General features: G+C 70.8%; 25 protein-coding genes. 18 read left to right on the top strand and 7 right to left on the bottom strand.

Features of this window, described 5'->3' with window-relative positions; genetic code table 11:
• Positions 1-64 precede the first annotated feature (64 nt).
• The 13 genes from trpC (at position 65) to HALOF300_RS22540 (ending at position 16,088) form a co-directional block, all read left to right on the top strand.
• On the top strand, positions 65-880 hold the full coding sequence (gene trpC / locus HALOF300_RS22600) for an indole-3-glycerol phosphate synthase TrpC (protein WP_156743163.1): 816 nt from the start codon (positions 65-67) through the stop codon (positions 878-880).
• 26 nt (positions 881-906) lie between these two features.
• The gene (gene trpB, locus HALOF300_RS22595; protein ID WP_156743162.1) at positions 907-2,166 is read left to right on the top strand and encodes a tryptophan synthase subunit beta; all 1,260 of its coding nucleotides are present in this window, start codon (positions 907-909) and stop codon (positions 2,164-2,166) included.
• Complete coding sequence (trpA, locus tag HALOF300_RS22590) at positions 2,163-2,981, top strand: tryptophan synthase subunit alpha (protein ID WP_156743149.1); 819 nt, start codon at positions 2,163-2,165, stop codon at positions 2,979-2,981. The genes trpB and trpA overlap by 4 nt, the downstream gene beginning before the upstream one ends.
• The gene (lgt, locus tag HALOF300_RS22585) at positions 2,978-4,030 is read left to right on the top strand and encodes a prolipoprotein diacylglyceryl transferase (RefSeq protein WP_156743148.1); all 1,053 of its coding nucleotides are present in this window, start codon (positions 2,978-2,980) and stop codon (positions 4,028-4,030) included. Before trpA ends, lgt begins: the two co-directional genes overlap by 4 nt.
• A 215-nt stretch (positions 4,031-4,245) precedes the next feature.
• On the top strand, positions 4,246-8,865 hold the full coding sequence (gene gltB, locus HALOF300_RS22580) for a glutamate synthase large subunit (RefSeq protein ID WP_156743147.1): 4,620 nt from the start codon (positions 4,246-4,248) through the stop codon (positions 8,863-8,865).
• Positions 8,858-10,327 carry a glutamate synthase subunit beta gene (locus tag HALOF300_RS22575; RefSeq protein ID WP_156743146.1) on the top strand — a complete coding sequence of 490 codons (1,470 nt, stop codon included), beginning with the start codon at positions 8,858-8,860 and terminating at the stop codon, positions 10,325-10,327. Before gltB ends, HALOF300_RS22575 begins: the two co-directional genes overlap by 8 nt.
• Before the next feature lie 125 nt (positions 10,328-10,452).
• On the top strand, positions 10,453-11,877 hold the full coding sequence (gene pyk, locus HALOF300_RS22570; RefSeq protein ID WP_156743145.1) for a pyruvate kinase: 1,425 nt from the start codon (positions 10,453-10,455) through the stop codon (positions 11,875-11,877).
• 113 nt (positions 11,878-11,990) lie between these two features.
• On the top strand, positions 11,991-12,677 hold the full coding sequence (locus HALOF300_RS22565; RefSeq protein WP_156743144.1) for a hypothetical protein: 687 nt from the start codon (positions 11,991-11,993) through the stop codon (positions 12,675-12,677).
• Positions 12,678-12,808: 131 nt separating this feature from the next.
• On the top strand, positions 12,809-13,471 hold the full coding sequence (locus HALOF300_RS22560) for a hypothetical protein (RefSeq protein ID WP_197522778.1): 663 nt from the start codon (positions 12,809-12,811) through the stop codon (positions 13,469-13,471).
• Positions 13,468-14,184, top strand: coding sequence for a hypothetical protein (locus HALOF300_RS22555; RefSeq protein WP_156743142.1), 717 nt, complete (start codon positions 13,468-13,470; stop codon positions 14,182-14,184). Before HALOF300_RS22560 ends, HALOF300_RS22555 begins: the two co-directional genes overlap by 4 nt.
• The gene (locus HALOF300_RS22550) at positions 14,181-14,861 is read left to right on the top strand and encodes a hypothetical protein (protein WP_156743141.1); all 681 of its coding nucleotides are present in this window, start codon (positions 14,181-14,183) and stop codon (positions 14,859-14,861) included. Before HALOF300_RS22555 ends, HALOF300_RS22550 begins: the two co-directional genes overlap by 4 nt.
• Complete coding sequence (locus HALOF300_RS22545; protein ID WP_156743140.1) at positions 14,861-15,553, top strand: hypothetical protein; 693 nt, start codon at positions 14,861-14,863, stop codon at positions 15,551-15,553. Before HALOF300_RS22550 ends, HALOF300_RS22545 begins: the two co-directional genes overlap by 1 nt.
• A 115-nt stretch (positions 15,554-15,668) precedes the next feature.
• Positions 15,669-16,088, top strand: coding sequence for a hypothetical protein (locus HALOF300_RS22540; RefSeq protein WP_197522777.1), 420 nt, complete (start codon positions 15,669-15,671; stop codon positions 16,086-16,088).
• 1 nt (position 16,089) lies between these two features.
• Here HALOF300_RS22540 and HALOF300_RS22535 read toward each other — a convergent pair whose 3' ends face one another.
• From HALOF300_RS22535 to bla, 3 genes are all read right to left on the bottom strand, one after another.
• Positions 16,090-18,522 (bottom strand): lysylphosphatidylglycerol synthase transmembrane domain-containing protein, encoded by a 2,433-nt coding sequence (locus HALOF300_RS22535; RefSeq protein WP_156743138.1) that lies wholly within the window; start codon positions 18,520-18,522, stop codon positions 16,090-16,092.
• Between the two features lie 110 nt (positions 18,523-18,632).
• Positions 18,633-18,944, bottom strand: a complete 312-nt coding sequence (locus HALOF300_RS22530; protein WP_156743137.1) for a hypothetical protein — start codon at positions 18,942-18,944, stop codon at positions 18,633-18,635.
• A complete protein-coding gene (gene bla / locus HALOF300_RS22525; protein WP_197522776.1) occupies positions 18,937-19,869 on the bottom strand; it encodes a class A beta-lactamase in 933 nt (310 codons plus the stop codon). Before bla ends, HALOF300_RS22530 begins: the two co-directional genes overlap by 8 nt.
• An 86-nt stretch (positions 19,870-19,955) precedes the next feature.
• On the opposite strand from bla, the gene HALOF300_RS22520 reads away from it, so the two are divergent.
• Genes HALOF300_RS22520 through HALOF300_RS22505 form a run of 4 tightly spaced genes read left to right on the top strand, consistent with a single transcriptional unit; the run spans position 19,956 to position 22,692 of the window.
• Entirely contained in the window at positions 19,956-20,870 is a 915-nt protein-coding gene (locus tag HALOF300_RS22520; protein WP_156743135.1) for a LysR family transcriptional regulator, read from the top strand.
• Positions 20,867-21,790, top strand: a complete 924-nt coding sequence (locus tag HALOF300_RS22515) for a serine hydrolase (protein WP_156743134.1) — start codon at positions 20,867-20,869, stop codon at positions 21,788-21,790. Before HALOF300_RS22520 ends, HALOF300_RS22515 begins: the two co-directional genes overlap by 4 nt.
• A gap of 9 nt (positions 21,791-21,799) precedes the next feature.
• Positions 21,800-22,024, top strand: coding sequence for a hypothetical protein (locus tag HALOF300_RS22510; protein WP_156743133.1), 225 nt, complete (start codon positions 21,800-21,802; stop codon positions 22,022-22,024).
• A 5-nt stretch (positions 22,025-22,029) separates the two neighbouring features.
• Positions 22,030-22,692 carry a formylglycine-generating enzyme family protein gene (locus HALOF300_RS22505; protein WP_231955698.1) on the top strand — a complete coding sequence of 221 codons (663 nt, stop codon included), beginning with the start codon at positions 22,030-22,032 and terminating at the stop codon, positions 22,690-22,692.
• Positions 22,693-22,772: 80 nt separating this feature from the next.
• Here HALOF300_RS22505 and HALOF300_RS22500 read toward each other — a convergent pair whose 3' ends face one another.
• Positions 22,773-23,495, bottom strand: coding sequence for a hypothetical protein (locus tag HALOF300_RS22500; protein ID WP_156743132.1), 723 nt, complete (start codon positions 23,493-23,495; stop codon positions 22,773-22,775).
• Positions 23,496-23,740: 245 nt separating this feature from the next.
• Positions 23,741-24,469: a DUF1345 domain-containing protein gene (locus HALOF300_RS22495; RefSeq protein ID WP_156743131.1), complete on the bottom strand. Its 729-nt coding sequence runs from the start codon at positions 24,467-24,469 to the stop codon at positions 23,741-23,743.
• Between the two features lie 23 nt (positions 24,470-24,492).
• Here HALOF300_RS22495 and HALOF300_RS22490 point away from each other — a divergent pair, with 23 nt between their 5' ends.
• Positions 24,493-24,837 (top strand): cupin domain-containing protein, encoded by a 345-nt coding sequence (locus HALOF300_RS22490; protein WP_197522775.1) that lies wholly within the window; start codon positions 24,493-24,495, stop codon positions 24,835-24,837.
• A 10-nt stretch (positions 24,838-24,847) separates the two neighbouring features.
• Here HALOF300_RS22490 and HALOF300_RS22485 read toward each other — a convergent pair whose 3' ends face one another.
• Both HALOF300_RS22485 and HALOF300_RS22480 read right to left on the bottom strand, forming a co-directional pair.
• The gene (locus HALOF300_RS22485) at positions 24,848-25,441 is read right to left on the bottom strand and encodes a hypothetical protein (protein ID WP_156743130.1); all 594 of its coding nucleotides are present in this window, start codon (positions 25,439-25,441) and stop codon (positions 24,848-24,850) included.
• A 69-nt stretch (positions 25,442-25,510) separates the two neighbouring features.
• Positions 25,511-26,386 (bottom strand): ion transporter, encoded by an 876-nt coding sequence (locus tag HALOF300_RS22480; RefSeq protein WP_156743129.1) that lies wholly within the window; start codon positions 26,384-26,386, stop codon positions 25,511-25,513.

The following is a 26,386-nucleotide window of genomic DNA, read 5'->3' as shown; positions in this document are numbered from 1 at the left end:
AGATGCGTCCGGGGCGCCGGAGGTTTCGGCATACGATGGTGGCCGAGCAAGGGAGAGGCGGATGGTGACCGTTCTTGAGGAGATCGTGGCCGGGGTCCGGGCGGACCTGGCGGTCCGGGAAGCGGCGACTCCGCTCGAGGAGTTGAAGGAACAGGCGGCGGCCCGCCCGTCGGCCAAGAACGCCCTCGACGCGCTCGCCAAGGACGATGCCGTGACGGTGATCGCCGAGGTGAAGCGGTCCAGCCCGTCCAAAGGCGCGTTGGCGGACATCGCGGACCCGGCCGGCCTGGCCGCGGACTACGAGGCAGGTGGGGCGTCCGCGATCAGCGTGCTCACCGAGGGCCGCCGGTTCGGTGGGTCCCTGGCCGACCTCGACGGCGTCCGGGCGGCCGTGGACGTGCCCGTGCTGCGCAAGGACTTCATCGTCACCCCGTACCAGGTGTGGGAGGCCAGGGCGCACGGCGCGGACATCGTGCTCCTCATCGTCGCGTCCCTCGAGCAGACCGTGCTCACCTCGCTCACCGAACGGGTGCACTCGCTCGGCATGACCGCGCTCGTCGAAGCGCACACCGCCGAGGAGGTGGACCGAGCCGTGGATGCCGGCGCCCGCCTGCTCGGGGTGAACACCCGCAACCTGCACACCCTGGAGGTCCGCCGCGAGGTGTTCGCCGAACTTGCCCCGCGGATCCCGGACGGGATCGTCCGGGTCGCCGAGTCCGGGGTCCGGGGTCCGCACGATCTCATGGACTATGCCCGCTGGGGCGCGGACGCGGTGCTCGTCGGGGAGGCGATCGTGACTCAGGGCGACCCGCGGGCCGCCGTCAAGGACATGGTCGCTGCCGGGGCACACCCGTCGCTGCGGGCGGTGCGGAGCCGGTGAGCGATCCCACGACCGAGCCCGCTGCCGTGACGGACTTCCGGGACGCCGTCGGCCCCTACTTCGGCGACTTCGGCGGCCGATTCGTGCCCGAGGCCCTGATCGCGGCGCTCGACGACCTCGCGACCGCCTGGGACAAGCTCAAGGATGACCCGACGTTCATCGAGCGCCTCGCCGCACTGCACCGGGACTACACCGGCCGGCCCAGTCCGATCACGGAGGTGCCCCGGTTCGCCGAGCACGCCGGCGGCGTGCGGGTGTTCCTCAAGCGCGAGGACCTCAACCACACCGGGTCCCACAAGATCAACAACGTGCTCGGTCAGGCGCTGCTCACCCAACAGGTCGGCAAGACCCGGGTCATCGCCGAGACCGGCGCGGGCCAGCACGGGGTCGCCACCGCCACCGCAGCCGCACTGTTCGGCCTCGACTGCACGATCTACATGGGCGAGGAGGACACCCGCCGGCAGGCACTGAACGTCGCGCGGATGCGTCTGCTGGGCGCCGAGGTCATCCCCGTGACCGCCGGCTCACGGACCCTCAAGGACGCGATCAACGAGGCGTTCCGGGACTGGGTCGCGAACGTCGAGACCACCAACTACGTGTTCGGCACCGCCGCCGGCCCGCACCCGTTCCCGGCCCTGGTGCGCGACCTCCAGAAGATCATCGGCGAGGAGGCCCGCGAGCAGCTGACGGAGCGGATCGGGCGGCTCCCGGACGCCGTCGTGGCCTGCGTGGGCGGCGGGTCCAACGCGATCGGCATCTTCACCGCGTTCCTGGACGACGCCGGCGTTCGCCTGATCGGCTGCGAGGCGGCCGGTGACGGTGTCGAGACCGGGCGCCACGCGGCCACCATCGGCGCCGGCAGCCCCGGCGTGCTGCACGGCGCCAAGACCTACCTGCTGCAGGACGAGGACGGGCAGACCATCGAGTCCCACTCGATCTCCGCGGGCCTGGACTACCCGGGCGTCGGGCCGGAGCACTCCTGGCTCGCGAGCATCGGGCGGGCCGAGTACCGGCCGGTCACCGACGCGCAGGCCATGGAGGCGTTCCGGTTGCTGACCCGCACCGAGGGGATCATGCCCGCCATCGAGAGCGCGCACGCGCTAGCCGGGGCGATGACCCTCGGCCGCGAGTTCGTGGCCGCCGGCGCGGACCCGGCCGAGACGGTGCTCCTGGTCAGTCTGTCCGGGCGCGGGGACAAGGACGTGGAGACGGCGGCCGAGTGGTTCGGGCTCGTGGATCCGCATGCAGCGAGCGGCGAGGACGAGAGCGGGAGCACGACGGCATGACCGGATCCAGGACGGCCGCAACCATCGACGCAGCCCGGGCGGCGGGTCGCGCCGCTCTCGTCGTGTACCTGCCCGTCGGCTACCCGGACGTGGACGGCTCCATCGCCGCGGCACGTGCAGCCGTCGAGGCCGGTGCCGACATCGTCGAGCTCGGCCTGCCGTACTCCGACCCCGGCATGGACGGCGCGGTCAACCAGGAGGCCATGCAGGCCGCTCTGGCCGGCGGCACTCGGACCGCCGACGTGCTGCGTGCGGTCCGCGAGGTCGCCGAGACCGGTGCCCCCACGCTCGTGATGACCTACTACAACCCGGTGCTGCGCTACGGGGTGGACCGCTTCGCGACCGATCTGGTCGCCGCCGGGGGAGCGGGCCTGATCACCCCGGACCTGATCCCGGACGAAGCCGGGGAATGGATCGCCGCGGCGGACACCCACGACCTGGACAAGGTGTTCCTGGTCGCGCCGAGCTCCACCACGGAGCGGCTGCACCTGACCACCGCCGCCAGCCGGGGCTTCGTGTACGCGGCCTCCACGATGGGCGTCACCGGGGCGCGCGCGAGCGTGGGCCCGAAGGCGGAGGCGCTCGTGGCGGCGACCCGGGCGGCCGGGGCCGAACGCGTCTGCGTCGGCCTCGGGGTCTCGACCGGTGCCCAGGCGGCCGAGGTGGCGAGCTACGCCGATGGCGTGATCGTCGGCTCGGCGCTCGTGCGCACCCTGATCCGCTCCGACGGTGACCGGGACGCCGCCCTGGCGGACCTGCGCCGTCTCATCGGCGAGCTCGCCGAGGGTGTGCGGGCCGGACGGTTGGTCCCGTGAACGGCATCCCGAGCCCACCGCAGGGGGTCTGGTACCTCGGACCGATACCGATCCGGGCCTATGCCTTGGCGATCCTCGCCGGGATCGTGGTGGCCGGCTTCATCGCGATCCGTCGGTACCGGGCCCGCGGCGGACCTGAGGGTGCCGTCCTCGACGCGATCTTCTGGGCGGTGCCGTTCGGCATCATCGGCGCGCGGATCTACCACGTCTTCTCGTCACCGGACGCGTACTTCGGACCGAACGGCGACCCCTGGCTCGCGTTCGCGATCTGGAACGGCGGTCTCGGCATCTGGGGCGCGATCCCGGCGGGCGCGCTCGGTGCCTGGATCAGTCTGCGCCGCGCCGGCCTGCGCCTCGCTCCGTTCGCGGACTCCCTGGCGCCCGCTCTCGCCGTGGCGCAGGCGATCGGCCGGCTCGGCAACTACTTCAACCAGGAGCTCTTCGGCGCGTCCACGACGCTCCCGTGGGGTCTGCAGATCTCCGAGCAGACCCTGCGCGCCCAGGGCCTGGACTATCCCGCCGGGACCCTGTTCCATCCGACGTTCCTGTACGAGCTGCTCTGGAACCTCGTGCTCGCCGGCGTGCTCGTCTGGCTCGATCGCCGGTTCCGGCTCGGGCACGGCCGGGTGTTCTGGCTCTACGTGTTCGGGTACACCCTCGGCCGCGTCTGGATCGAGTACCTCCGCATCGACGAGGCCGAGGAGGTCCTCGGTCTGCGACTGAACGTCTGGACCTCGATCATCGTCGGTGTGGCGGCCCTGATAATCTTCATCGTGATCTCCCGCCGCCACCCCGGGCGGGAGGAGTCGGTCTGGCTCCCCGGTCGTGAACCGGACGAACAGAGCGAGGACGAGGTCGACGCAGCATCCGAGGCAGACTCGGACGACGTGGTCGACACAGCCGAGACCGATCCGGTCGACGACGCTGAGGAGAACGATATGACCGACGAGACTCCAACGGAGACCGTCGACGAGCAGGCAGACCTCGAGCAGACCCGCACGAAGGCCGGCGCCGAGGATCCCCTCCCGGAGGACGACCCAGGTCGGTGACCCGTGTGCGAAGCGGGCCCGCCACGATCGCAACGGTCTGGGCTCCGCAGGTCTCCTATTTCACATGGGCGTAACACAACCGAAACATGGGGCGTGCATCCTCTGATGGTCTGCGGAGAGTAAAGTCTCCGCCGCAGGTGGGTCGACGGCGTCCCAACAAGTAGTGCAACCGATGCCGCGGGTCCCCCGATCCCCGCGGTGGTGAGGATGATCGGATGAACAGGTCCCCGCAGTCCCGAAGCGCGAACAGCGTCGGCAACGTCACGACCGCCACGAGTGCCTTCACGGCGTTCAGCGCCACTCCCGAGAAGCAGGGTCTGTACGACCCCGCCCAGGAGCATGACGCTTGTGGGGTGGCGTTCGTGGCCACCCTGCGGGGCACCCCCGGCCGCGACATCGTCGATGCCGGCCTGACCGCGCTCGCCAACCTCGACCACCGCGGTGCGGTGGGCGCCGAGGAGAACTCCGGCGACGGTGCGGGAATCCTGACCCAGATCCCCGATGCCTTCGTGCGGGACGTCATCCCCGGTGAGCTCCCCAGGCCCGGGCACTACGCCATCGGTATCGCCTTCCTGCCGGCCGACGCCGACGAGGCGGCCGCCGCCCAGGCGGGCATCGAGGAGCTGGCCGGTCAGGAGGGTCTGGACGTCCTCGCCTGGCGCGACGTGCCGGTGACCGCGGAACTCGTCGGCCCCACGGCACGTGCCTGCATGCCGACGTTCCGCCAGCTCGTGGTCGCGGACCCGGCCCGGGAACTGTCCGGGGTCGACCTGGACCGCCGCACGTACCGGCTGCGCAAGCGCGCCGAGCACGCCTTCGGGGTGTACTTCGCGTCCCTGTCCTCGCGGACCATCGTCTACAAGGGCATGCTCACGACGACCCAGCTCGCCCCGTTCTTCCCGGACCTGACCGACCCACGGTTCGCGTCCGAGATCGCGCTCGTGCACTCGCGCTTCTCCACCAACACGTTCCCGTCCTGGCCGCTGGCGCACCCGTTCCGGATGGTGGCGCACAACGGTGAGATCAACACGGTGCGCGGGAACCGGAACTGGATGGCGGCCCGGCAGGGCACCCTCGCCTCGGACCGGCTCGGGGACGTGCGTGACCTCCTGCCGATCTGCAGCGAGGAGGAGAGCGACTCCGCCAGCTTCGACGAGGTGCTCGAGCTGTTGCACCTGGGCGGGCGCTCGCTGCCGCACGCGGTCCTGATGATGATCCCGGAGGCGTGGGAGAACCACGCCTCGATGAGCGCGGACCGGCGGGCCTTCTACCGGTACAACTCCACGATCATCGAGCCGTGGGACGGCCCGGCCGCGATGTGTTTCACGGACGGCCGCTACATCGGTGCGGTCCTGGACCGGAACGGGCTGCGGCCCGGTCGGTTCTGGATCACCGACGACGGGCTCGTGGTCCTCGCCAGCGAGGCAGGTGTGCTCGACATCGACCCGGCGCGGGTGGCCCGCAAGGGACGCCTGGCGCCCGGGAAGATGTTCCTGGTCGACACCGGCTCCGGCCGGGTGATCGAGGACGAGGCCATCAAGGGCGAGCTCGCCGACAGCCACCCGTACCCGCAGTGGCTGGACGAGAACCTGGTCACCCTGGAGGACCTGCCGGACCGTGAGCACGTGGCGCACTCCCGCTCGTCCGTGCTGCGCCGCCAGCAGACGTTCGGCTATACCGAGGAGGAACTGCGGATCCTGCTCCGGCCGATGGCGGCCAGTGGTGCCGAGGCACTCGGCTCGATGGGTACGGACACTCCGATCGCGGTGCTGTCCTCGCGCCCACGGCTGCTGTTCGACTACTTCAGCCAGTTGTTCGCGCAGGTCACCAACCCGCCGCTGGACGCGATCCGCGAGGAGCTCGTTACCTCCCTCGGCGGTGCGATCGGGCCGGAGCCGAACCTGCTCGAGGACACGCCGGCGCACGCCCGCAAGCTGATCGTCCCGTTCCCGACGATCGACAACGACCAGCTCGCGAAGATCAAGCACGTGCAGCGCACCCCCGGACCCGGGCGCGGCTTCGAGGCGATCACCATCTCCGGCCTGTACCGGGTCAGCGGCGGTGCCGCCGCGCTCGAGGCGCGCCTGGAGGAGATCTTCGCCGAGGTGGACGAGGCCGTGGAGCGGGGCGTCTCCTTCATCGTGCTCTCCGACCGGGAGTCGGACGCCGAACTCGCGCCCATCCCGTCCCTGCTGCTCACCTCCGCGGTGCACCACCACACGCTGCGCCGCCAGACCAGGACCCGGATCAGTCTCCTTGTCGAGGCCGGGGACGTGCGCGAGGTGCACCACGTCGCCCTGCTCATCGGCTACGGTGCGGCCGCCGTGAACCCCTACCTCGCGATGGAGAGCGTCGAGGAACTCGTGCGCTCCGGCGTCGTGGAGGGCGTCACGCCCGAGCAGGCCGTCAAGAACCTGATCAAGGGTCTCGGCAAGGGTGTGCTCAAGGTGATGAGCAAGATGGGCATCTCCACCGTGCACTCCTACCGCGGCGCCCAGGTGTTCCAGGCCCTCGGCCTGTCGACCGACCTCATCGAGAAGTACTTCACGGCAACGCCGTCGCCGCTCGGCGGAGTCGGCCTGGACGTCATCGCCGCCGAGGTCGCGGCCCGGCATGCCATCGCGTATCCGAAGAGCGGCATCACCGCGGCGCACCGGCGCCTGCAGGTGGGCGGCGAGTACCAGTGGCGCCGCGAAGGTGACCCGCACCTGTTCGATCCGGAGACCGTGTTCCGGCTCCAGCACTCGACCCGGACCCGTCGCTACGACGTGTTCCGGGACTACACCCGCCGGGTCGACGACCAGGCGCGCCGGCTGATGACGCTGCGCGGCCTGTTCCAGTTCCGCGAGGGCCTGCGGCCGCCGGTGCCGGTCGAGGAGGTCGAACCGGTGTCCGAGATCGTCAAGCGGTTCTCAACCGGGGCGATGAGCTACGGCTCCATCTCGATGGAGGCGCACGAGACCCTCGCGATCGCGATGAACCAGCTCGGCGCGAAGTCCAACACCGGCGAGGGCGGCGAGGACGCGGAGCGGTTGTACGACCCCCGACGGCGCAGCGCCATCAAGCAGGTCGCGTCCGGCCGGTTCGGGGTGACCTCCGACTACCTGGTCAACGCCGACGACATCCAGATCAAGATGGCCCAGGGTGCCAAGCCCGGCGAGGGCGGCCAGCTGCCGGGGAACAAGGTCTACCCGTGGGTGGCCCGGACCCGGCACGCGACCCCCGGCGTCGGGCTCATCTCGCCGCCGCCGCACCACGACATCTACTCCATCGAGGACATCGCCCAGCTGATCCACGACCTGAAGAACGCGAACCCGCAGGCGCGGGTGCACGTGAAGCTGGTGTCGGAGGTCGGCGTCGGGACGGTCGCCACCGGGGTGTCCAAGGCGCACGCCGACGTCGTGCTCATCTCCGGCCACGACGGTGGCACCGGCGCGAGCCCGCTCACCTCGCTCAAGCACGCGGGTGCGCCGTGGGAGATCGGCCTCGCCGAGACCCAGCAGACGCTGGTGATGAACAACCTCCGGGACCGCATCGTGGTCCAGGCCGACGGCCAGCTCAAGACCGGCCGCGACGTGGTGATCGCCGCTCTGCTCGGCGCCGAGGAGTTCGGCTTCGCGACCGCACCGCTCGTCGTCTCCGGCTGCGTCATGATGCGGGTCTGCCACCTCGACACCTGCCCGGTAGGGGTGGCCACCCAGAACCCGGAACTGCGCGCCCGGTTCTCCGGCAAGCCGGAGTTCGTGGTCACCTTCTTCGAGTACATCGCCGAGGAGGTCAGGGAGTATCTGGCTGCCCTCGGGTTCCGCACCATCGACGAGGCCATCGGCGCGATCGATGCGCTGGACACCAGGGCTGCCGTCACCCACTGGAAGGCGTCGGGGCTCGACCTGAGCCCCATCCTGGTCCAGCCCGTGCTGCCTCCTGGATCCGCACCGCGCGCGGTGCGCGGACAGGACCACGGGCTCGAGAAGGCACTTGACAACGAGCTGATCGCGGCCGCTCGGCCGGCCCTGGACGCCGGCGAGCCGGTCCGTTACACGACGCGTGTGCGGAACGTGAACCGGACGGTCGGGACGATGCTCGGCCACGAGATCACCAAGCGCCACGGGGCCGCCGGGCTGCCGGACGGGCTCATCGACGTGACGCTGCACGGCTCCGCCGGGCAGTCGTTCGGTGCGTTCCTCACCCCGGGCGTGACCCTGCGGCTGTTCGGGGACGCCAACGACTACGTCGGCAAGGGGCTGTCCGGTGGTCGGGTCATCGTCCGGCCCGACCCTGGCGCCACCTTCGCGCCGGGGGACAACGTGATCGCCGGGAACGTGATCGCCTACGGCGCCACGTCCGGGGAGATCTTCCTGCGCGGACTCGCCGGCGAACGGTTCGCGGTCCGTAACTCCGGTGCGACCGCCGTCGTAGAAGGAGTCGGCGACCACGGCTGCGAGTACATGACCGGAGGCACCGTGCTGATCCTCGGCCCGACGGGGCGGAACTTCGGCGCCGGGATGTCGGGAGGCACGGCGTACGTGCTCGACCTCGACCGCGACCTGGTCAACGGCCCCGCGGTGGCCGCCGGTGACCTGGCCCTCGACGAGCTCGACGAGGAGGACCTGAACCTGGTGATGGACCTGCTCGCCCGGCACACCGAGCACACCGGTTCGCGGATCGCGGCGCAGCTGCGCGAGGACCGGGAGGAAGTGCGGCGCCGGGTCACCCGGGTGCTGCCGCCGGCCTACGCCCGCGTCAACGCCGTCCTCGCCGACGCCCGCGCGGATGGCGTGGACGTCAGCGAACCCCATGTCTGGACCCGAGTGTTGGAGGCGACCCATGGCTGACCCCAAGGGATTCCTGAAGATCCGCGACCGGGAGCTCCCGGTCCGCCGGCCGGTTCCGATCCGGCTGATGGACTGGAAGGAGGTCTACTCCAAGCGGGCGGAGGACGCCGATGCGCTGACCCGGCAGGCGGGCCGGTGCATGGACTGCGGCATCCCGTTCTGCCACAACGGCTGCCCGCTGGGGAACCTCATCCCGGAGTGGAACGACCTCACCCGGACCGGCCGCTTCGACGAGGCCATCGAGCGCCTGCACGCGACGAACAACTTCCCGGACTTCACCGGCCGGCTGTGCCCGGCGCCGTGTGAGACGGCGTGTGTGCTCGGCATCAACCAGCCCGCCGTGACAATCAAGAACATCGAGCAGTCCATCATCGACAAGGCGTTCGACGATGGCCTGGTCACCCCGCAGATCCCGGACCGGCTGACCGGCTCGACGGTCGCGGTCATCGGTTCCGGCCCGGCCGGCCTCGCCGCCGCACAGCAGCTGACCCGGGTGGGACACACCGTCGCCGTGTTCGAGCGTGACGACCGCATCGGCGGACTGCTCCGCTACGGCATCCCCGAGTTCAAGATGGAGAAGCGGCACGTCGACCGCCGCCTCGAGCAGATGGCCGCCGAGGGCACCCGGTTCCGACCGGGCGTCGAGATCGGCGCCGACGGCGAGCTCACCGGGACCGAGCTGCTCGAGCGGTACGACGCCGTCGTGCTCGCCATGGGCGCCACGGTGCGCCGCGACCTGCCGGTGCCCGGCCGGGAACTCGGTGGCATCCACCAGGCCATGGAGTACCTGCCGCAGTCGAACCGGGCCACCGCCGGGGACCTGGTCCCGGACCAGATCACCGCCGCCGGCAAGGACGTGGTGGTCATCGGTGGCGGCGACACCGGCGCGGACTGCCTCGGCACCGCCCTGCGCCAGGGCGCGAAGAACGTGATCCAGCTGGAGATCATGCCGCGTCCCACCGAGGACCGGCCAGATGGCCAGCCGTGGCCCACCTACCCGATGGTCTACCGCGTCGCCAGCGCCCACGAGGAGGGCGGCGAGCGGGTCTACGCCACGTCCACCGTCGAGTTCGTCGGCGACGACGACGGCAACGTCACGCAGTTGCGGGTCGTCGAGGTGGACATGGGGACGGGCCGGCCGGTTGCGGTCGAGGGCACCGAGCGCGTCATCCCGGCGCAGCTCGTGCTGCTCGCGATGGGCTTCACCGGCGTGCCGACGGCGGGAGTCGTGGAGCAGCTGGGGCTCGAGGTGGACCCGCGCGGCCGGATCGCGCGGGACGGCGCCTGGGCGACCTCGGTGCCTGGCGTGTTCGTCGCCGGTGACGCCGGACGCGGTCAGTCGCTCATCGTGTGGGCGATCGCCGAGGGCCGCTCTGCCGCCGCCGCCGTGGACGAGTTCCTGCGCGGGCACACCGAGCTGCCGGCCCCGATCGAGCCCACCACGGTCTCGATCACGGTCTGAGTCGCAGTAACCGAATGGCCACCAACCGAACGGGTGGCAAGGAGTTGTCGAACGGGCGGTGACGGCTCGTTCGAGTGATGCCGCGTGCCGTCAGGGCACCCGGCGAGAGGGCATAAGGTTTGAACATGCGTAGAGCCAAGATTGTGTGCACATTGGGACCGGCAACCGAGTCCCCCGAGATGGTCCAGGCGTTGGTGGACGCCGGCATGGATGTCGCCCGGATCAACCGCAGCCACGGGGACGTGGCGGCGCACGAGGCGGTCTACCGCCATGTGCGCGCCGCCGCGGAGGCGTCCGGGCGTGCCGTCGCCGTCCTGGTCGACCTGCAGGGACCGAAGATCCGGCTCGGACGGTTCGTCGAGGGCAAGCACTACCTCGCTGAGGGCGACGTGTTCACGATCACGACCGACGATGTGCCCGGGACCAAGGAACTGGTCTCGACGACGTTCAAGGGGCTGCCCCAGGACGTCAAGGCAGGCGACCAGATCCTCATCGACGATGGTCGGGTGACGGTCCGGGTCACCGACGTCACGGCGACCCACGTGACGACCCGTGTCGAGGTGGCCGGCCCGGTGTCCAACAACAAGGGACTGAACCTGCCCGGCGTTGCCGTCAACGTGCCGGCCCTCTCCGAGAAGGACGCCGAGGACCTGCGCTGGGCGCTGCGGCTGGGTGCGGACTTCATCGCACTTTCCTTCGTCCGGTCCGCGAAGGACTACGCCGACGTCGCGGCGATCATGGACGAGGAGGGGCGTACCGTCCCGGTCATCGCGAAGATCGAGAAGCCGCAGGCGGTCGAGAACCTCGCCGAGATCGTCGACGCCTTCGACGGCATCATGGTCGCCCGCGGCGACCTCGGTGTGGAGCTCCCGCTGGAGCAGGTGCCGCTCGTGCAGAAGCGGGCGACCGAGATGGGCCTGCGCAACGCCAAGCCGGTCATCGTGGCCACCCAGGTGCTGGAGTCGATGATCAGCTCGCCGCGACCCACCCGCGCCGAGGCCTCGGACTGCGCCAACGCGGTGCTCGACGGCGCCGACGCGGTGATGCTCTCCGGTGAGACCTCCGTCGGTGAGTACCCGATCGAGTGCGTGCGGACCATGGCCCGCATCATCGAGAACACCGAGGAGCACGGCCTCGAGCGCATCGCGAAGCTGCGGGCCACCCCGCACACGCGTGGCGGCGTGCTGACGAAGGCGGCCGCGCAGATCGGTGAGACCCTCGGCGTTAAGTACCTGGCCTGCTTCACGCAGTCCGGCGACTCCGCTCGCCGGATGTCGCGGCTCCGCTCGGCGACACCGCTGCTGGCCTTCACTCCGGTCGAGGCCACCCGCAACCAGCTCGCAATGACCTGGGGAACCCAGACGTTCATCGTGCCGAAGGTGCAGCACACCGACGACATGATCGACCAGGTCGACGTGGTGCTGCGCAACTCCGGACAGGCCGAGGACGGGGACACCGTCGTGGTGGTCGCCGGCATGCCCCCGGGCCAGCCCGGCACCACGAACTCGATCCGCGTGCACACCGTGGGTGAGGAACAGAGCGTCAACTGAAAGCCCGGCTCGGCCGGGTCGAGCACGGCTGAACACCTCGCCGACGGCGCAGGGGAGGACTACCCGCCCTGCGCCGTCGGGCGAACGGCTGGACCCGTGCGACGATGACGACCATGCAGAACACCCGCGCCAGCGCCCGCTCGGGCGCCGTGGTGCTCGTGCTCGGCGTGCTGCTCATGCTGGTGGGCTGCGCCGCACCCGCACCCGGGCCGACGGGGGAGCGGACCACGCCAGGCGGGCCGGTCTCCGGCGGCACGACCGGCCCGGCCACCGTGCCGCCGGGGCTGCTCGAGTGCGACGACGCCAGCAAGGATGCGGGCGCCGAGCCGGCGCCGCAGGACCTGCACCGGTTCGACCACGGCGTCCCGGACGGCTTCACCGAGAGCGGCGGCTACACGCAGATCTCCTCCCCGGAGGGTGACTACACCGCCGACTACCTGGTGCCGACCGCGTCGGGCGTCGGCAACCTCAACGTCCTCGCGGTGGTCCACTACGCCGAGCTCGCGCTCGGACCGGTGACGACCGACTGCGGGCAGCTCGACCGCAAGCTGGTGCTCGCGCGGCTCGACGTCGTGAACGCCGAGGCCGGCGCCGAACTTCTCGGGGAGTACGCCTGGGTGGAGGTCGGCGGACTTCCGGCCGTCCGGTACGACGCGTGGTACCCGAGCCATGGCTTCACCGTCCGCACGTACGCCGTCTACGGGGCGACCGAGCTCGTGACGTTCGGCTGCCAATGGGTGGAGGCGGAGTCGGTCATCACCGCCGGCTGCGACGAGCTGATCGCCTCCGCATCCTTCTGACCGATCGGCGCCGGTCGCCGTCCGGACCGACGTGGCCGTCCCGGGCTGGGTGCGTCCCGCGGCCGTGTGGGCAGTGCTGCCCGCCCACGGCTCCGGGTGCTCCCACCTGGGTGTGCTAGACAAGCCATGTGATGCGCAGTGGATGGCGCGTGGCGCTCGTGGCCACGCTCGCGACGGTGGCCCTGGCCGCCTGCGGACCGGGTGATGACGAGCCCTCGGCGGACGGTCCGACGACTCCCGCCGACGCGAGCGGCGGCGACACGCCTTCTCCGCCCGGCGGGTTCCTCGAGTGCGGCGATCCGGATGCGGACAAGGTGGTCGAGCTCGCCGACGTCGACCTCACCACCGCCACCTGGTCGACGCCGTCCGGGTTCCAGGAGACGTTCATCTACCACGAGGAGAACCCGGTCGACGAGGTGTTCTCGACCTGGACGGCGGAGCCGACCGCGGAGGTCGACATCCTCAACATCGTGAACGTGGTCATCTACGACGGCGTCGACTGGGGCGAGCAGGCGGGGGAGTGCGGCACCCTGCCCGTCGACGTGATCACCGACCAGCAGGCCGGCTACACGGAGGAGATCGGCGCCGTGCCGATCACCGAGGCGGAGGTGACCACCGTCGCCGGATTCCCCGCCGTCGAGCAGTACATCGACCTGCCCGACTACGACTACCACGGCTACTGGCTGTTCTCCCAGGGTCAATTGCTGCACGCCTACTGCCAGTGGACCAACGAACAGGAACTCGTCGAGGCCGCCTGTGCCGAACTGATCCCGTCGATCCAGGTCGGCCAGTGAGCAACCGGCCCGCGCCGGCGAGGTACCGGGTGCTCGCCGTCGCGCTGGGTTCCGGGCTGCTGCTGACCGGCCTCGCCGCCTGTACGCCGGGCGACACCGAGGGCACCGAGGTGCCTACCGGTACCGAGACGACCACGTCCCCGGGCGGCACGGAGGGGTCCGGCGGCGAGACGCCGTCGGGCGCGGCCGGGCTGCTGGAGTGCGGGCAGGAGGTCAAGGACTCCCTCGGCGACGTGGACCTGGAAGGGGTCACCTGGACAACCCCGGCGGACTTCTACGAGAGCGACGACTTCGTCTCCGTCAACGACTACGAGGAACAGAACGTCGAACTCTGGGTCGCCTCCTACGAGGGGCCGGAGGCCACGGCCGCGTCGGCGATCGCGGTGACGTTCTACCCGGAGGTCGCGTGGGGCGACCTGGTCGTCGGCGGCTGTGCCCAGATCCCGATCGAGGCCGCGCTGGCCCGGGTCGCCGAGTACTGGGAGGTTCCGGGCACCACCGATGTGCCGGTCGGTGAATCGGAGATCGTCCGGATCGGTGGGCAGCCGGCGATCGCTCACGACTTCACGTTCGAGGGCACCCAGGCGCACGGCTGGTGGCTCTACTCGAACACCCAGCTGCTGCATCTGCAGTGTCAGTGGGTCTCGGAGGCCGAGCGGCCTGGCCTCGAGGCGGGCTGCGACCAGTTTCTCGAGTCGGTGGTGATCCCGTGACGGCCGGACTCTGGCGGCGGCTGGGAGTGCTGCTGGCCGGCGCGGTGCTCCTTGCGGGGTGCACCACGCCCACCGGCGGCCCGGAGGACCCGGGCCGTCCCACCGGCGGCGGCTCGATGAGCGGAACACCCACCGCCCAGCCGAGCGCGCCAGCCGGGTTCCTCGAGTGCCCCGATGCGGCGAGTGACAAGGACCTGCAGCTGGCCGACGTGGACCTGACCACGGCGGTCTGGGCGACCCCGATCGGGTGGGCCGATGCCACCGGCTACGTCGAGGACAACCCGCTGGAGGAGATCCTGGCGAACTGGGTCGGTGAGCCGGTCGACGATCCGCTGCCGCGGCTGAACGTCGGCGCCGTGGTGATCTACGGCGGACTCGACTGGACCGACCTGGCCGACGAGTGCGGCCGGGTCCCGATCACCGCGATCGAAGCCCAGCTCGACCGGTACCGCGAACAGATCGGGGCCGAGCCGCTCAGTGAGGTCGAGCGGATCACCATCGCCGGTCTGCCGGCCCTGCACCAGGACATCCGGCTCCCTTCCTACGACTACACGGGCTACTGGGTGTTCTCCGAGAACCAGCTGCTGCACGCCTACTGCCAGTGGACGGCCGAGGAGTACCGAGCCCCGATCGAGGACGGCTGCCTGCAGATCGTCGAGTCGCTGACGGTCAGCTGATGGGCCACCGGATCCGGCCCGCCCGGCGGGCGACCGCGGTGGCCGCCGCGGTGCTGGCGATCGCCCTCGTGGCCGGGTGCGATCAGGAGAGCCCGGCGCCCGGACCCGACGGGCCCACCGGCGCGGGCGGCGGGACCGGTGCGACACCTACGGAGCCGCGGACCGTGCCGCCAGGATTCCTCGAATGCAGCGACGACCCCGACCCGAAGGAGCTGCAGCTCGCCGACGTGGACCTGGCCACGGCCACCTGGTCCACTCCGTCGACCTTCGAGGTCGTCACGACCTACCACGAGGACAACCCGGTCGAGACGATCGAGAGCACCTGGTACGCGGAACCGACGAGTCCGCCGCTGCCGACGCTGAACGTGCTGAACGTGGTGCTCTACTCCGGCCTCGACTGGGGCGACGTGGCCGACGACTGTGGCCGGGTACCACTGTCCGCGATCGAGACCCGGCTCGCCTCCTATCGCGACCAGATCGACGCCGAGCCGCTCACCGAAGCCAGCATGACGACGGTCGCCGGGCTGCCCGCCCTCGAGCAGGACATCGGGCTGGCCTCCTACGACTACCACGGCTACTGGCTGTTCTCCGAGACGCAGCTGCTGCACGTCTACTGCCAGTGGACCTCCGGCAACCGAGACGTGATCGAGGCCGGGTGCGGACCTCTGGTGGACAGCGTCCAGGTGGGTTGACCCGCGCGCGGACGCGACCGCGTGAGGACTAGCATGCGATGCGAGCGGACCGACTGCCGCCGGCATCCCGCCGGTGCCAGGGCACCGCAGAGAGCAGGTCCGCCGGATGATCCGCATGCTGATCCGACTCGCCTTCTTCCTCGGGGCGGCCGCCGTCGGGCTCGCCGTCGCGACGCTCGTGATCGACGACCTGACCATCACCCCGGTCTCCTTCATCGCCGTGGTCGTGGTGTTCGCGGTGATCCAGTCCGTGCTATCACCGTTCATCTCGACGGTCGCGAACAATCGTGCGCCAGTGCTGATCGGTGCCGCCGGACTCGTCAGCACGTTCGCCGGGCTACTGGTCAGCTCGCTGGTCTTCGGTGACAACTTCCAGATCACCGGCGGGGTTGGTTCCTGGCTCATCACGTCCGTGGTGGTCTGGCTCCTGACGATGATCGCGACCGTGCTCCTGCCGGTCATCTTCGTCAAACGCAAGGTGGCCGAAGCTCGCTCCGACGGTGGCGGCTCGAGCAGGAAGACCAAGGCGAAGTAGTTCAGACGTCGCCACGCCGTCGGAGCCAGCCAAGGGCGGGACCGCCGTAGGCGGGCGGCAGGTAGAACGTGGCGATCCGGAACACGAGGGCCGTGGACAACGCCGTCGCCTCCTCGATGCCGGCGGCGACCAGGGCGGCGGTGAGAGCCGCCTCGGCAACCCCGATGCCGCCGGGCACGGGCATCAGCCCGGCGAACAGGGCGACCACACACTGGATCAGGATGAGCTCGGTGAGCGGCAGCTCCTGCCCGAAGGCCCGCAGGGACAGCCACAGCACGACGGCGAGGAGCGTCTGGGCGACGACGTTGCCGACGAGCATCAGGGCCAGGTTCTTCGGCGAGTGGAGCACCTGCAAGCTCTCGTGGGTCTCCGCGAACCGGGCCCGGAGGAATCGGCGCACTGGCGGGATCGCCCAGGCGATACCGATCGCCGCGACCAAGCCGAGGGCGATCAGCGCCAGCGGCAGGTCGATCTCCAGGCCGCCCGACGGCAGGGTCAGCGAGACCAGGCCGGTCGCCGCCAACACGACCAGCATGATCGCCTGGGTCACGATGCCGCTGGCGCCGTCGATCGCCCCAACGGTCACCGCGGTGGTCGACGGCAGGCCGGCGCGTTGGAAGAAGCGCACGATCAGGGCGACCCGGGCTGCGACGCTCGGCACCACCAGACCCATGAACTGGATGGCGTACTGCAGCGCGAGCACGGGCAGGAATCGCAACGGGCGAGGCGACGCGCCGATGGTCGACATCGCCGAGCCCACCTGCACCAGCGGGGTCACCAGGATCGCCGCGATCACCCAGCCGGGTATGGCCGCGCTGAGCTCGGCGATGAGGTTGTCCAGCCCGATGCCGCTGATCGCCCCGACGATGACGTAGGCGAGCAGGACCACCACGACGACGGTCAGGACCTTGCCGAGGCTGAGCCGGCGCAGTTGGGCGAGCTTCGGCGCCTCCACACCGGCGGCCTCGCTGGCCATGGTGCGCAACGCGCCGATGTCGAGCCCGTGATCGCGCACCTGCTTGCGGGTGGTGCGAGCCAGCAGCCCCGGCTGAAGCAGCGGCAGCACCTCCACGAGCTGCTCGCCGCCGAGCGCGGCCGCCGACGCGGCCACCGCGCGATCGGGTCCGAGCACCAGGGCCGTGGCGATCAGGAGAGCGGCGTTGTCCGCCGCCCGCAGGAACGGGCTCGGGCTGATCCGGGCCTGGCTCAGGTCGGCGAGAGCGGCGGTGCCATCGGAGCGAACCACGAGCGCGGATGGCCGGAGCGAACCATGTGAGAGCCCTATCTCGTGCAGGCGGGCGACGGCGGCCCAGTACCCTGCCACCAGGACGTCGGGGACATCGCCGGCGCTCATGTTCGTGAACGGACTGCTGTCGGCCCTCACCACGAGGAGGGCATCCCGGTCGCCCGCGAGACCAGCGGCGACGATCGGCTGAACCGGGACCCCGGAACGCTCGGCGAGCAGGGTCGCGAAGGCCTCGTGCTGCACCTGTCCGAGCCGGGAGAGGCGCGCGGAAGGCTCCCGGTCGCGGTACCACAGTGAGGTGCCGACGGTCGTCACGAACTGGCTGTCCCAGGCGTCGCGACCGTAGACGCGCACCAACAGCTCCGCGCCGTCGGAGGAGGCGCCGGCCACCAGGAGTTGCCCCCGCTCGTTCATGGCCACGTACCGCAGGTCGCGGGCATCGACCCCGATCTCCGTGAGGGCCCGCCCGACCTCGGCGAGAGTGAGCCGGCCGCCGGGTGATCCGGCGATCAGGTGTACGACGGCCGCGGTGACCCAGCCGAGGGCCACCCCGGTGAGGCTGCCCCAGGGACCGGTGATGCCGGTGGCAACGGCGGCGACGGCGCCGGCGATCACCAGGGCGCGGCCGATCCGGCGTACCGGCGCGACCACCTGTGGTGCCGTGACGGTGACGACGGCGGTCGTCACGGCGAGCACCAGGCCCGGGTACGTAGCGCCGTCGGCGGACCATGGCATGAGCGCGTCCGTCGCGTCGGCCGCGGAGCCGACCGTCAGTCCCACCACGACCGCACCTGCAGCCGATGCGATGGCGGCAGCGGCCTGGTCGCGGACGAGGTGCCAGCGACCGCAGGCGATCGCGACCGTGATGAGAAGTGCCGCCCACATCATCAGCAGGGTGAGGAGGGCCTGCCAGATCCAGGACCCGAACCAGGTGGAGTCGGCAAAGGACTCGAGCACCCGGAGATCCGTGCTCGCGGGGCGTGCGAACGCCCACACCAGGAGCAGGATCAGCGCGGAGAGGCCCAACAGCACCGCGTCCGTCGGACGGCGGTCCCGCGGCGCCCGGGGCGCGCCGGCGAACCACCGGCTCGCCCGGCCCACGTCGCCGGACTGCTCGGTGGCGGCTCCCGCATCATGGAGCGGTTCAGCGTCCGGATCGTTCGCTGCCGCGCGGTGCTCGGTGACCATCTGGTGCCCATCTGTGCTTCGGGTGGTTCGCACATCGTGACAGCGCACCGTTCCCAGGGCCACCACCCAGTTCGGATGGTTCCAGGACGGTCGTGCCGATCGATGCGGGGTCAGCCCAACCAGAGCACGTCGAGCGAACCGACGGCGGGCCTCAGCACCAGCACCACGACCAGCGCAGCAACGGCGACCGCCGCCCAACGCCAGCGGGTTCCACGGGGGCTCGCGATGGCCAGGCCGAGGGACACCGGCACGGCGATCAACAGAGCCGACAGGAGCATCGCCAGGAGCAAAGTGCCGGCTCCCCAGCCCGCGGCGGAGACGACCGCCGGCAGGATCGAGATCGCAGTGACGAGCGAGCCACCTGCGCCCACCGCGAGGCCGGCCAGCGACCGGACCCGGTCGCCCCGGGTCGCCTCACCCACGGGTCAGCTCGCTCATGATGATGCGGGTCGCCTCGGCGACGACCTCGTTGTCGTTGGCAGCGGCCGGGTCGTCGGTGCGGGTCAGGATCACCAAGGTGACCGGGTCGGAACCAGCGCTCCAGAGCATGCCGGCGTCGTTGACGACGCCGTAACTGCCGGCACCGGTCTTGTCCGCCAGTTCGACGTCGCCGTCCAGGCCCGCCCTGATCCGTGCGGCCGAGGTCGTGTTGCGGAGCATCCAGTCCCGCAGTCGTGCGCCGGTCAGCACGCCGGCCCGGTCCTCGAGCAGCAGCGCCCGGTACAGCAGTGCGATGTCCGAGGGGGTGGAGGTGTCGCGCAGGTCGCCCGGGGTCGCCTCGTTGAGTTCCGGCTCCCAACGGTCCAGCCTGGTGCTCGCCGCGCCGAGGTCCGCGGCGAAGGTGGTGATCGCCTCCGGACCACCGAGCTCGGCCAACAGTAGGTTCCCCGCCGTGTTGTCGCTGAATCGCAGCGCCGCATCGGCGAGTGCCGTCGGGCTCATCGCCCAGGTGGTTGTCGCGGAGGTGACCGGTGAGTCCTCGACCAGGTCCGCCGGTCCGAACGGGATCGGCTCGGCCCAATAGGCGTCGTCATAGGCTCGCTCGCGCAGGAGCGAGGCCACGGCCAGGACCTTGAACAGGGAACACATCGGGAACGCCTCCTCGGCGCGGTGAGCCACGCGAGCGGCCGAGCTGATCCCGACGGCTCCGATCCGGACACCGGACTCCTCCTCGAGCCTGACGAGCGCGTCAGGACCCCGGTCGGTCGGGTCGGAGTGGGCCGGCGAGGGACCGGCGCACGCAGTCAGAGCGGCGCTGCCGAACAGGCCGACGGAGGCGGCGGTGGCCGAACCCCAACGGAGGATGGCGCGGCGGCTGGGTGCGGTGAGGTCGGTATCAGTGCTCATGGCAGAGAGCATCGGTGCCGAGCAGCCATGCAGTCCAAGCACTGAAGATCGCCATTGATGCTAATTTCGCATCCGTGACTGTTCGAATGGATCTCGTTTCCGCGTGCGAGGTGTTCGTCAGCGTCGCGGAGCGGAGCAGCTTCACGACCGGCGCCGCAGTGGCCGGCGTGACCCAGTCGGTTGCCAGCCGGAAGGTCGCCGCCCTCGAGGTCGAGCTCGGCGGTCGCCTCTTCGAACGGACGTCGCGACGCGTGGAGCTGACTCGACTCGGCCATGAGGTGCTGCCCGCCGCCGAGCGCCTGGTCCGCGCCGCTGGTGAGCTCCGGGTGGACGCCCGGCGTTCGCGCCGCCGTCCGATCGCCCTCGGCATACCGAGCGGCCTCCCGCCTGCCGAGCTTGCCCACCTCGTCGCGACCGCGCGGCGCGCCGACCTACACCTCGAGGTGCGGCCCGCAGATCCGGCCGAGCGCGCGGATGCGCTCCGCTCGGGGGTGCTGGACCTGGGGCTGGAGCCCGCTGCCGCGGACCAGGCCCGGTGGTGCGTCCCGCTCGGAGTCGGCCGATCGAGCCGTGGCGGCCGGGACCTGGGTGCGGACATCACCTTCTACCTGGCGTCGATCCGGAGTGGACGCGGCTCCCGGCCGGCGGAGGCCGGCCGGATCTGGATCCAACCGGAGGACGCCGTGCCGCACGTGCGCGACCGCCTGGTGTTCGCCGCGCAGTCCGCCGGACTCGCTCCGGCGCAGGTACGGGTCGCGACCGACATGGTCGCCGCCGTGGCCGAAGTGTGGTCGCGGGATGACCTGGTCCTGTGCTCGGAGGCGGACGCCGAGCAGTACGGCCTCGGTTGGTCACGGGTGGGGGATGCGGGCTTGGTCCGGGGCTACGACGTGGCGGGGCGGGAGGCCGACCTGGTCCGTCGCTTCCTCGGCGTGGCGATCACCGATGTCGCGGGCGCGCTCGGTGCCGAGCTGTCCGACCGGGGCGCGGTGCCGAGGTGAGGAGCACCCCGGAGGTGCTGGCGGCCGCCTCGAGCGCACTGGAGGACGCCGGGCTGCGCGGCTCTCTCCTCGTTCGCGACCTCGACACCGGCCGGGAGCTCGGCCTCGAGCCCGACCTGCTGTTCCCGCTCGCCTCCCTCGTCAAGGTGCCACTCGCCCTCGACGTCCTCGAGCTGGCCGGCACCGGCGAGCTCGACCTCGACGAGCAGGTTCTCATCGACGCCACGATTCGCGTGCCCGGAGCCACCGGGCTGTGCCGGTTCACGGAGCCTGCCTCCATCGCGCTCTCCGACCTGCTGTATCTCGCCGTCGCGGTCAGTGACGACACGGCGGCCGAGGCGCTCTTCCGGTTGTGCCCACCGGAGCAGGTGACCCGGCGGCTCCGGTCGATGTCGATCACCGACGTCACCGTGCGGCACACGATCGGAGAGTTGCACCGGTCCCTGGCGTCCCGGCTCGACCCGGCCGACGCGCATCTGGCTCAGACGCTCGCGATCGACTCCGCCACCCAGGGCCGGGGCCACGTGATCCCGCAGCTGGACGTCTCCATGGCCAACTCCGGCTCGGCGCGCGCCATGGCGGACGTGTTCGAACGGATCTGGAGCGGTGCAGACCTACTGCCGGGCACCGCCGATCGCCTTCAGGAGTTGCTCGCCGGCAACCTGCTGCGGCACCGGCTCGCGCCGGACCTGGCCACCGACGCCGCGTCCTGGGCCTCCAAGACCGGCACCTTCCTGCACCTGAGACACGAGGTGGGCGTCGTCACGCACCGCGACGGCGGGCGGTTCGTCGTGGCCGCTCTGACCGAGTCCCGAGTGCCCGCCACCACCCAGCCCGTCGCCGAGCAGACGATCGGATGGGTCGCTCGGATGCTGCACGACGAGGTCCGCGGGTGCGCCGGGCCGAGCCGGACGGGGTAGCGTGCGTTCGTGAATGCTGCGCAGGTGGTCGGGTCGATCGCGGACGTGTTCACCTGGACGACCCTGCCGATCGGCCTGCTCTGCATCCTGGTCGCGGCCACGGCCAAGGCGTGGCTGCGCGGGGCGCCGGAGCCGTCCGCGATCAGCACCCTGCGGCTCGTCGGCGGGCTCTTGGTGGGCGTTGGCCTGCTCTCGATCGTCGTCTCGGTCGTGCTGACGTTCGTGGGCGGCTGAGCCGCGTGTTCGCCCCGTCGCGGCCGGACATGGTCGAGGTGACGCCCGGCTCCGTGACGCTGCACGACCGGCGCACCTCCACGCGGTGGCAGGTCGACGTCACCGCACACCTGCTCGGGCGGACACCCGTCACCCAGGCGCAGTACCGCGCCGTGCTCGGCGTCACCCCGAGTGCCGCGGCCGGAGACGATCTCCCGGTGGAAACCGTCTCCTGGCTCGACGCCGTCCGGTTCTGCAACGCGCTGTCGATGCGTGAGCACCTCGAGCCCGCCTACACGATCGATGACGAGGTGACCTGCGCCGTCGGGAGTACCGGCTACCGGCTTCCCACGGAGGCGGAATGGGAGCATGCCTGCCGGGCCGGCAGCACAGGACCGCGCTACGGCAAACTCGACGAGATCGCTTGGTACGCGGGAAACTCGGGGGAGCAGCCGCACCCGGTCGCCACCCGGGCGCCGAACGCGTGGGGGCTGCACGACATGCTCGGCAACGTCTGGGAGTGGTGCTTCGAGCGCTACGACCCGGACGTCTACGGGGACTATCGGGTGCTTCGCGGCGGCGGTTGGAGCGACCCGGAGTGGAGCGTGCGGGCCGGGGTCCGCAGACGCAGCCACCCCACATTCGCCATCGAGGACGTCGGGTTCCGCCTGGCCCGGTCGCTGCCCTGACGCAGCGTCACCGCCACGGAACGCGAACGCCCGGAACCACCTCCTCGGTGGCTCCGGGCGCTGCGGCTGTGCCCTGTGGGTCACCGCCAGACGATCGGGGACTCCAGGTAGAGGTTGCCCGGGGTCGCGACGAAGGAGTAGTAGCCCTCGCCGTTGTACTCGACACCGTTCACCGGCTGGCCGGAGTTGGACAGGCCCACGAAGCAGCTCACCGCGGTGTTGGTCTCCTCGTCGAACGGCGGCAGCTCGAGGCCGCATGAGTCACCGGGGCTGTTGAAGGAGAACTGCGAGGTCAGGTACTCGGCGTCGGCACCGTCCGCGAGCAGGGGGAACAGGTCCGCGGACGGCGGGTTCTCATCCGCCGGGACGTCCCCGATCCACTGCTGCTGCGTCACGATCAGGTACGGGACGTAGTCGACGAACTCGTCCGCGTTGGAGTACTGCTCGAACAGCGACGCGTCCGACTCGATGATCTGCAGGACACTGATGCCCTGGGTGCCGGTCACCTCCGTCTCGTCGCTGAAGGTCACCGTCCGCTCCACCCACGCGACCTGGCCGAGGGCCAGCGCGGTACCCGGCGCGGTGGCCGCACCCGGCTCACCGAAGTCGATCGCGTCGACGTCGAAGGTGCTCTCGGGCTCCTCGGTGGTCTCCTCCTCCGTGGGCTCGTCGGCCGCCACGTCCTCGACGGTCGGGTCGGCGCCCGTCTCCGGCTCGTCCGCGTCGCCGCCGCCGCAGCCGGCCAGCAGCAACGCCCCCGCGACGGCTGCTGCCGACGCCGTCCACATACGCCTGGAGTTCATCCCCGGTCTCACTTTCGTCTGTTCGGATCCCGTCGCCTGATGGCACGGGTGCGGGTGGGCGCACCGGTGCACGGGTCTCATCACAGGCGCGGCGGGCCGCGCAGAAGAGCCCCGGGAGCCCGCCGCGGGAGACCGCGGGGACTGGGGCCAACCCCCTGGCCCTCAACCCTAGTAGGCGTCGACCCGTGCGGGCGCCCCGCAGGCGTCGCGACGATGGGGAGAAGTCACCACCTCGCACGCGCGGGTCAGATCAGAGTGCCCACGAGGATCGCGACCACGATCGCCACGATCACGGTGTTGAAAGCGAAGGCCAACAGCCCGTGGCCGGTCACGAGCCGGCGCATGCGGGCGGTCTCGACGGTGATGTCGGAGGTCGCGAACGTGGTCGACACGGAGGTCGCGAAGTAGAGGTAGTCGGCGAGACCGTCCGGCTCCTCGCCCGGGAAGCGAAGGCCGGCGTCCCGGGTCTGTGCCCGTGCGTAGTGCAACGCGTAGGAGACGAGCACCGTGAACCAGGAGGTGACCACCGTCGCGACACCGACGAGGAGGAGGGCCGGATCGGACCGGACCTGGGAGTTGACGCTGAGCAGGAGTGCCGCGGCCAGCGCCACCAGGGCCACCTGGACAGCCCAGCTCGGACCGTCGCCACCGGTGAGCATGGTCCGGGCGCCCGGCACCCGGAGGATGCGACGCACGGCGCGGGGCTCGGTCGACTCCGCCTCGATGAGGGACCGGCGGAAACGTTCGCCACGCAGACCCCGGAAGGCCCAGACGGTCAGTGCGCAGTAGATGGCGGCGAAGCAGCTCCACCCGAGCATCCCCGCGCCGACCGCGCTGACCAGGCTGTCCTCGATGGGCTCGGCGAAGATGACCGGGCCGAGCACCACGACGAGGACAAGGCCCGGGATCAGGCAGACCACGCTCCGGCGGATGTCCGAGGTGAGCTTCGGGATGGCGGCGGGGTCTCGGGACACCGGTTGAGGCTAACGTAGGCGGGGTGAGCACCCAGAGCGCGCAGAGCAGCCGGACGAGCACCGAGTGGACCCAGGTCGACGACAAGACGCGTCGCCGGATCCTGGCACACACCCCGGAACTCATGGTGGTGGAGGTGGAGTTCGCGGCCGGCGGTGTCGGGGCTGCGCACACCCACCCGCACGTGCAGGCCACGTACGTGCGCGAGGGAACCTTCGACTTCGTGGTGTCGGGTGAGCCGATCACCATCACCGACGGGGACAGCATCGTGGTGCCGTCGAACGAGTGGCATGGCTGCGAGACCGCCACCGGCGGGACACTCATCGACGTGTTCACCCCCGCCCGCGAGGACTTCCTGCCCAGCACCTGACCGGTTCGGATCACCCCGGAGCCCGGTCCGGTCGGGTCGCGAAGGCCAGCCGGAGGAACGGCTTGTGTTCCCGGGCGAGAACTGCGGTGAGGATCCGGTCACCGAGGCTCGCGGCGAGCCCGACGACGTCGGGGTCGCCGTCCAGGCGCAGACCCTGGACGTCCCGCCCGTCGACCCGGATCGGGACGTCCAGGGTGAGAGCGTTCTCCGTCGCCGGGTCGCGCACCGTGCTGTGCGGCCCCCACCCGCTGTTCCGCGTATCGCGGAAGGTGTTCGTCAGGATGTAGTTGGTGTGATCGACGAGCTCGGACGCCGGCGTGTGCCAGCCGGCGAGCGAGTGGTCACTGATATGGGTCGTGCGGACCGCCTCCCACAGCAGGGGATACCTGAGCCGTTCCCGCAGGCGCAGCAGCCAGTCCGGCAGAGGTCCGGCCGGGTCGGAGTTCAGGGCGATCCGGGCACCGTCGGACAGGTCGGCGAGATTGGCAGGATCGTCGTGATCGGTGGGATTGCGCCACAGTGTGCAGGAGAGAGCGGCGGACTCGAGAACGGCGTGCTGCTGATCACCGGTGCTGCCCTGCGTCTGGAGCTGCCGGGAGGTCACCGGCGCCGCGATTACGGTCGATGAACACCCGACCAGTCTCACTACCGGACCCTCGTCGCGCAACGACGGTCAGGAGCGGTTCCGCACCAGCTCCGTCAGCTCCGCGACCTGGTCCCGCAGGCCCCGGATCTCGCCTTCCAGCGCTCGCGTGGTCGCAGGCTCGGCGGGCACCTCGCCCTCGGTCGCCGCCGGTTCGTCGGCCCGGATGTGCTGCATGGCGTCGACGATCACGGCGATGAACAGATTCAGCACCGTGAACGCGCTCAGCAGGACGAACGGTACGAAGAACGCGACGGACCACGGGTGGACGTCGAGGACCGCCCGGCTGATGACGCTCCAGTTGTCCAGGGTCATGATCTGGAACAGCGTGAACAGCGACCGCGAGAGACTGCCGAACTCGGTGGGGAAGGAGTCACCGAAGAGCATCGTGGCCATCACCGCGCTGACGTAGAACAGCAGGATCAGCAGGGCGCCGATCGAGAGGATCCCGGGCACCGCCTTGACCAGCGCCTCGACCACGCGGCGCAGCTGCGGGACCATCGAGACCAGCCGCAGCACCCGTAGCACCCGCAGGGAGCGCAGCACCCCGAACGCACCCGAGCCGGGGATCAGGGCGACGCCGACCACAAGCAGGTCGAACACGTTCCAGCTCGACCGGAAGAACGAGCCCCGGAAGGCGTAAAGCTTGACGGCGAGCTCGACTACGAAGAACGCCAGGCAGATCTGGTCGAGGGTGTGCAGCAGATCGGCGTGCCCGGCCATCACCGCGTCGGAGGTCTCCAGCCCCAGCGTGGCGGCATTGATCAGGATCAGGACGATCACGAATCGTTGGACCCGCTCGGACTCCACCCAGCTGCCGAGCGTGGCGCGGGAGTACCACCGCGGGGGTGGCGGCGGACCGGCGGCGCCGGGCGCCCGCTCCTCGAGCGTCTCGGTCTTGGTCAT

Source organism: Occultella aeris (assembly GCF_902703175.1).
Taxonomy (GTDB): domain Bacteria; phylum Actinomycetota; class Actinomycetes; order Actinomycetales; family Beutenbergiaceae; genus Occultella; species Occultella aeris.
Note: the sequence above shows the minus strand (reverse complement) of the source record. Positions and strands in the feature narration are given on the sequence as shown.

Excerpts from the sequence above, each read along its gene's own strand:
- HALOF300_RS22575 (WP_156743146.1), top strand. The coding sequence starts at position 8,858 with ATGGCTGACCCCAAGGGATTCCTGAAGATCCGCGACCGGGAGCTCCCG.
- HALOF300_RS22535 (WP_156743138.1), bottom strand. The coding sequence starts at position 18,522 with ATGGTCACCGAGCACCGCGCGGCAGCGAACGATCCGGACGCTGAACCG.
- HALOF300_RS22545 (WP_156743140.1), top strand. The coding sequence starts at position 14,861 with ATGGGCCACCGGATCCGGCCCGCCCGGCGGGCGACCGCGGTGGCCGCC.
- trpA (WP_156743149.1), top strand. The coding sequence starts at position 2,163 with ATGACCGGATCCAGGACGGCCGCAACCATCGACGCAGCCCGGGCGGCG.
- HALOF300_RS22480 (WP_156743129.1), bottom strand. The coding sequence starts at position 26,386 with ATGACCAAGACCGAGACGCTCGAGGAGCGGGCGCCCGGCGCCGCCGGT.
- HALOF300_RS22565 (WP_156743144.1), top strand. The coding sequence starts at position 11,991 with ATGCAGAACACCCGCGCCAGCGCCCGCTCGGGCGCCGTGGTGCTCGTG.
- HALOF300_RS22520 (WP_156743135.1), top strand. The coding sequence starts at position 19,956 with ATGGATCTCGTTTCCGCGTGCGAGGTGTTCGTCAGCGTCGCGGAGCGG.
- HALOF300_RS22560 (WP_197522778.1), top strand. The coding sequence starts at position 12,809 with ATGCGCAGTGGATGGCGCGTGGCGCTCGTGGCCACGCTCGCGACGGTG.
- bla (WP_197522776.1), bottom strand. The coding sequence starts at position 19,869 with ATGAGCACTGATACCGACCTCACCGCACCCAGCCGCCGCGCCATCCTC.
- HALOF300_RS22540 (WP_197522777.1), top strand. The coding sequence starts at position 15,669 with ATGCTGATCCGACTCGCCTTCTTCCTCGGGGCGGCCGCCGTCGGGCTC.
- gltB (WP_156743147.1), top strand. The coding sequence starts at position 4,246 with ATGAACAGGTCCCCGCAGTCCCGAAGCGCGAACAGCGTCGGCAACGTC.
- HALOF300_RS22500 (WP_156743132.1), bottom strand. The coding sequence starts at position 23,495 with ATGAACTCCAGGCGTATGTGGACGGCGTCGGCAGCAGCCGTCGCGGGG.
- pyk (WP_156743145.1), top strand. The coding sequence starts at position 10,453 with ATGCGTAGAGCCAAGATTGTGTGCACATTGGGACCGGCAACCGAGTCC.